This is a genomic window from Bartonella sp. CE47NXGY (assembly GCF_042195415.1).
GTDB lineage: Bacteria > Pseudomonadota > Alphaproteobacteria > Rhizobiales > Rhizobiaceae > Bartonella.
The window spans coordinates 19,474-23,804 of record NZ_JBHIOI010000019.1; the positions used below are offsets into that span (position 1 = coordinate 19,474).

At 36.9% G+C, this 4,331-nt stretch carries 3 protein-coding genes; 1 reads left to right on the forward strand and 2 read right to left on the reverse strand.

Annotated features, from left to right (window positions below; translation table 11 throughout):
• Positions 1–1,291: 1,291 nt before the first annotated feature.
• Complete coding sequence (locus ACFIL3_RS06525; RefSeq protein WP_375611688.1) at positions 1,292–2,065, forward strand: DUF4167 domain-containing protein; 774 nt, start codon at positions 1,292–1,294, stop codon at positions 2,063–2,065.
• Positions 2,066–3,363: 1,298 nt separating this feature from the next.
• Here the strand turns inward: ACFIL3_RS06525 and ACFIL3_RS06530 are convergent.
• Both ACFIL3_RS06530 and ACFIL3_RS06535 read right to left on the reverse strand, forming a co-directional pair.
• The gene (locus ACFIL3_RS06530) at positions 3,364–3,813 is read right to left on the reverse strand and encodes a hypothetical protein (protein WP_375611689.1); all 450 of its coding nucleotides are present in this window, start codon (positions 3,811–3,813) and stop codon (positions 3,364–3,366) included.
• Between the two features lie 45 nt (positions 3,814–3,858).
• Positions 3,859–4,224, reverse strand: coding sequence for a hypothetical protein (locus tag ACFIL3_RS06535; protein ID WP_375613650.1), 366 nt, complete (start codon positions 4,222–4,224; stop codon positions 3,859–3,861).
• Between the last annotated feature and the right edge of the window lie 107 nt (positions 4,225–4,331).

Below are 4,331 nucleotides of genomic sequence, written 5' to 3' on the forward strand. Positions count from 1 at the left end.
AACCCTTTAGCCTTAGAGACGGTTCATAAGAGGCACTTTTAGTCTTTTTTTTCGTTTTTACTCCACGCAGGTTTTCCCACATGTAACATGCAAGAAAAAGAGATTGATTCAACAGCAAACAGATTGAGGATGAAAAATTCTACGGTATTAATTTTCTTACTCAACACAAAAAATATGAATTATCATTACAAATCAATTTAGTGTATGAATTTTATAAGTATTTTCATTGTTGACAGACCAGTGTGATTTGAGAATCTTCCTTCTTTGAGGGTGTAAGTCAATAGACATGACAAAAATGAGTAAAAAACATTCCTTTTATAAACATTTACGGCTTCTTCATGCGTAAAGCGCTGTGCTGGGTTTAAAAATGTGCTTGTTTTATAATTCTAGTTTTCTTTATCAGAAAAGATAAGTAAGGAAATACGTTAGGCCATTCTTATTGATAGGCTTTGAGGAGGGTATTTTTTTGAGAAGAAGCTGATTTTTAAAAAAGTGTGACATATTGGTCGTTTTTTTCATAATTTGATATTTTTTTGTATTTAAATATTTTGTTTTTAAGCTCAATTTGTTATAAATAAAAACTGTGATTAACTTAAAAACTCTATGGGTTAAAATAAAAATTGATAGTATCATTGACTTGTTTGGGAAAGAAGATTGATCTCTTGGTGATTATAGGGCTTGAATAATACTTCGTGTTAATCTATCTATAAAAGTTAAGAGGTTTTGTGAGGCGATCGTGGATTATCGCTCGCAAGGGGTTGCTTTAGCGATGAAGAGAGGCTATATTTATAAAATAAAGAGGTTCGCGCAGTGACTCGTTGGGATGGAAGTGCTTGTGAGTTAAATGCACGAGGGGGTAGAGAATATCGGCGTTTTTAGGAGCGGTGGTTTTAGAGCAAAAAAGGAAGCTTCTACTATTCTCTGGCAGGAATTTTTTCTTTGTCGGGTGTGTTATATGTGTGTTTTCCTTTTTGTTTTCCACAAGATAATTATTTTTTTAGTGAAATATGGTTTATTTTAAAAAAAACACTTGGCATTTTACGTGAACATCATTAGGTTTCTGCTGTTTGACAGAGAAAAAGGGAATTTTTGATTTACGATTTCCCTGCTGTTTTGTGATTTTCAAGAAAATATATGCTTTTATCAATATCAGTAGGGTTCGTTTGAGTGAAATAAACGCGGATAGCTTGATAATCGTATGTTAAACATGATCAGCATTATCAAAAGATAATGTAATGAGGAAGCGTCAATTAAGACACACATAAGACAAACACTCCAAAAAGGGATAAAGATGAGGCCACAACAAAATAGACGGGTACGCGGTCGCAATAATAACAATAATGGTAATAACAATAATAATCGTCGCGGTCCTAATCCGTTGTCTCGCAATTATGAAAGTAGCGGTCCGGATGTTAAAATTCGCGGGAATGCTCAGCAAATTGCCGATAAATACATAAGCCTTGCGCGTGATGCACAAGGTGCAGGTGATCGTGTTATGTCGGAAAATTATTTACAACATGCCGAGCACTATTTGCGTATTATTTTAGCAGCAGCTGGGCAAATGTCTCAATCGGTTCGGCGTGATGAAAATCGTGGTGATGAAAACGAAAATCGTGATGAAAACAATGGGCAAGAATGCGGTGAAATAAATCTTGATGGTGAAAAAAAGGATGCTGTCGAGGGTGATACAGATGTATTACAAATGTCGTCGCAAAAAAATGGCAATGGCCAATATGATAAAGCGCAAAATGGGGATGCGCGTGAAAACGCTTTAGAGGCTCTATCGGATGAAAAAACAGATCAAGAGCACTGCCTCTCTGAGAAAAATGTTGAACCTGTCAAAAAAATACGTCGTTCTCCTCGTCGACGTACTGTACGGACTCAAGATGAATCATCTCTTGAGCTTTCACTTACAACAGCAGAAAGCTCTAGCAATGGAGATGCATCAACAGCAACAAAAACAGCAACAAAAGAGGATTCTTCTTTGCCTGGATTAGGTGAGGGGATACAGAGAAAACCACGCCGTCGCCGAGTGGTCAATCTTGAGGCAGAGGAAAATGTTTAAACCTGAAGGGTGCTGTGTAAGCGCGCTTGTGTGGTGATGTTATTGGTATCATGATAATAAATTATAATATACTCAAGAAGCTTCTTGCGCTTTCCTTGAGTTTTCACGGGGCTGTATTGAGACTTAATGAAGGCTGTTGACAGAAAAGATTGCCTCTTTGCTGAGATTTAAGTAAGGGGATACAGGGGAAGATGCGTCGTCGCTCAAGTGGTCAATCTTGAGGCAGAGGGAAATGTTTAAACCTGAAGGGTGCTGTATAAGCGCTTGTGGTGATGTTATTGGTATCATGATAGTAAATTATAATATGCTCAAGAAGCTTCTTGCACTTTCCTTGAATGTTCACGGGGCTGTATTGAGACTTAACGAAGGCTGTTGACAGAAAAGATTGCCTCTTTGCTGGGATTTAAGTGAGGGAATACAGAGAAAACCACATCCGTGTATTTTAAGAGGCAGTTCTTTTATGAAGAACGCAATGTCGTTGTTTTATTTAATTCACACTTATATTCAATGTATTCATGCCCATTTCGCACTGGTGTTCATGAATTCTATCATGTGAAATCCATCGGTTATCTTTGCTTAATAAAAGATGTAAACTGGGCGTTATTGCTTTAATTTTCAATGTTGCAACAGTTCTTCTTTTGATACCTGATCATTCATAAGAGGTATTTTATTCATCCATTTCCTTGCTGGGATATGTGAGGAAATGATTTTGATTCAGTTTTTTACGAACAGATTTGAAAGGGAGAATCTTACAGTATTTGAGGTTCTCATTTGACATGCAAAATAAATCATCACTATAAATTAATATGTTGAATTTTTGCACTCAAGAAGAGGTATTTCTTGCACGTTTATTAGCTTTTCCCAAGTGATGTCATTTTCTTAAAATGGGAATGCGTTGACAGAAAGGTTTCTTCTTTTCCAAGATTTAAGTGAGGGGATACAGTAAAAAACGCGCCGTCGCCCGTGTGGTGGATATTTAAGACTTATCACATTAATTTATAATAATAATTCATTGTTTTGAATGTTAGGTGAGGGCCCCTAAACCCCTAGAATTCTCTCATTTCCAAATTTGTTCCATGTTGGATCAACAAAAACCATTCGCTTGCACGTTGCAAACGGGGAGAGCCCGTGTGGATAAATTTGTATAAGAAGGAATAAAAATGGCTCTTATGAACTCTCTCTAGCACCAAGGATTGTGGGCAACATCCACGAGTTGGTAAAGCGTGTGATAATGCCGGCTTGCAGAAAATGTTTAAACCTTCAGAATGCTATGTCAGCGCTTATTGATGTTAGTTTTCTTAATGAGGCATTATCTTCGCTCTCTCTTTTGTTGTTTCAACAGAAAGAATGGAGACAAGTGCACCGGTATGATAATTGTAAATCATAAATTTTGTTTGTCCATCAGGGGTTAAAACTTTCAGTACAATATTGTGTTCTGAGAGGCTTTGCGACAAAATCTGTGTTTTTTCCGGTAGAGAGAGCGTATGATGGATAACGTGTGGGTTTTTGCTGAGAGAGGAAGATAGCTCTGTTTGTTTTGGCGCTGATCCGGTTTTTATCACTTTATAAACAATTAAAAACAGTACGGTTAGAATAAGGAAAAGCGTTATTAAAACGGAAATAATCATTAAACCCATAAGTTTTTTTCTCACTCGTTCTACGGCAGGGTCTAAAGGGAGATCTTGAGGCAGAGAATTTTGCTCTGTGTGATGGTCTTTTGAAGGGTGCATTCGCTTATTATCCATCATGTCTTTCATTGATTATTTTTTTTGAGATCTGATGGGTTTATGCTTTTAAAGTTTTTTGTGCAAGAGGTTTGTGGAAGAAGAATGTAAAAGAGGAAGCGATGTTGGTAAAATATCTTCTTTGTGTACTGTAGACAGCTTGTCCTTTACGTTTTGGCTTTTAAGCAGGAAATTTCCATGGTTTGTTACAGACCAGATCAAGTTTACTTCTTGTTGATGTAAACTGGGTTGTACGTTTATACATTGAGCAAAAATTTGTTGTCCATAAAGTGCAAACTTTTTTGTGGACGGGACCATGGCCTGTTCACAAGCTTGAGCCGTGGGATAGATTTTAACCATTGTATTGTTCGAATAGCAACTATTAAAATCATCTGTACATGAAACTAATAAGAGGATAAAAACAAGGGGATTCATCAATTATTTTCCAAATGACAGGTTGACAGAGCGGACTCCAATTTGTCAGCCTAGGGGCTTCTTCACTGTTAAACGCTTTCACAGTTTTTTAGTTCCCCTTTGAGATG